1 protein-coding gene is annotated in these 1,024 nt (G+C 67.2%); it reads right to left on the bottom strand.

Annotated features, from left to right (window positions below):
- Positions 1-909, bottom strand: a 909-nt coding sequence (locus TW83_RS17775; RefSeq protein WP_045984122.1) for a branched-chain amino acid ABC transporter permease, incomplete at its 3' end; no start/stop codon positions are given.
- Positions 910-1,024 lie beyond the last annotated feature (115 nt).

The raw sequence follows: 1,024 nt of genomic DNA, 5'->3' as shown, positions 1-1,024 counted from the left end.
GATGGGCATCATCTCGGCCGGGTTGATGATCCCGGCCTGGGGATAGTACAGCGCCCCGGCGATGGCGGTGATCATCGCGGCCAAGGTGAAGACGACCAGCTTGAACCCCTCGACCGGGTATCCCAGGAACCGCACGCGCGTCTCGTCGTCGCGGATGGCGCGGGTGACGCTGCCGAACTTGCCGCTGACCAGCCAGGCGGCCAGGGCATAGAACAGCGCCAGCGCCGCGGCCGAGGCCCACAGGAACCACACCGACAGGGTTGCCTGGCCCACATGGTCCAGCCCCGGCAGGTTCTGCAGGCCCGACAACCCGTTGTTGCCCCGGAACCCGCTGTCGTTCTGAAACAGCCACAGCGCCAGGGCCAGGGTCATCGCCTGGGTCAGGATCGACAGATAGACGCCGTTGACGCGGCTGCGGAAGGCCAGCCAGCCGAAGACCAGCGCCAGAAGCCCCGGCACCGCTACGACCAGCAGCAGCTGCAGCCACAGCGAATGCGCGAAGGACCAGACCAGCGGCAGGTCGGACGACCCGACCACGCCGAAGATCTGGTTGGTGACCGCGTCGCGGACCTCCTGCGGGGTGGGGGGGATGGGCGATTGCGCCAGCTGCGGCGCGACGATGGCTTCGGTGCGCGCATACATCAGCCATTGCCCGATCATGTAGCCGCCAAGCGCGAAGAACGCCATCTGGCCCAGGGACAGGATGCCCAGGTATCCCCAGACCAGGTCCATCGCGACCGCCGCCAGCGCCAGGCACAGCGTCATGCCCAGGATCTTGACCGTCGATGTCGGCAGCGCGCCGGTGCCATAGGCCTGGCTGGTCAGCGTGACGGCCAGTGTCAGCACCGCCAGCACGGCCAGCATCGCCAGGACCGACGGATTCCTCAGGATGAAGGGGGTTCGGGTCATTTATTACGCCTCGGCCGCGCGACCGCGCTGCGGGATGATCCCGCGCGGCCGGAACTGGATGAAGATGATGATGAACAGGATCATGAAGGTCTGGGCGGCCAGCGTATTGGCGGGG

The organism is Paracoccus sp. S4493 (genome assembly GCF_000967735.1).
GTDB classification, from domain to species: domain Bacteria; phylum Pseudomonadota; class Alphaproteobacteria; order Rhodobacterales; family Rhodobacteraceae; genus Paracoccus; species Paracoccus marcusii.
Note: the sequence above shows the minus strand (reverse complement) of the source record. Positions and strands in the feature narration are given on the sequence as shown.